Raw genomic sequence first — 593 nt, forward strand, 5'->3', positions numbered from 1 at the left:
GACGCAATGTCCAAGGACTACCCGATCGAGGCCCCGGAATACACCACGCTGGATACGTGGAATCCTGTTCTGCAAATTGGCTCGCTCAACACCAACCCGACGCTGAGAGGATCGGCTGGCGCGGGGTCTGGATCAAACGGTATTACCGGCCCTATTCCTGACGGGTGGACCGGCGCGCGTAGTGGCGGCGGCGCGCAGGTCTGCGTGACCTCGTTTAAACCCGCTCCTGATGGCGGCTTGGATTTGTTCGCCATGGCAGTATCCGGAGCGGGCGCAGCGGGCGAGTACCACGAGATCAGCCAGATTGTTCCACTTCCCACGAACGTGACCGCGGGCGACTATGTGCAGCTGATCGCTGAAACATGCATTCTTAGCACCACTGGAAATGGTATCGGCACCTTAACGATTTATGCAGCCGGTGGCGCCACTCAACTCCCATACCTGCTGCAAACATCGCGTGCGATCCAGACATTCACCACTGAGGCGCCAGTGCTCAAACTGCGCAGCTTCCCGATGGAGATACTGCAAGGCGTGACCTCCTTCACCATGCGGCTGCGGGTCGGGTGCGCTTACGCGGCGGGCGTCAGCGGCGC

Annotated in this window: 1 protein-coding gene; it reads left to right on the forward strand. The window is 60.7% G+C overall.

The window, feature by feature from the left end; all coding sequences use genetic code 11:
- Nucleotides 1-593, forward strand: a 593-nt coding sequence (locus tag RBA40_RS33450; RefSeq protein ID WP_306653232.1) for a hypothetical protein, incomplete at both ends; no start/stop codon positions are given.

The organism is Massilia pseudoviolaceinigra, from assembly GCF_030846505.1.
GTDB classification, from domain to species: domain Bacteria; phylum Pseudomonadota; class Gammaproteobacteria; order Burkholderiales; family Burkholderiaceae_D; genus Telluria_A; species Telluria_A violaceinigra.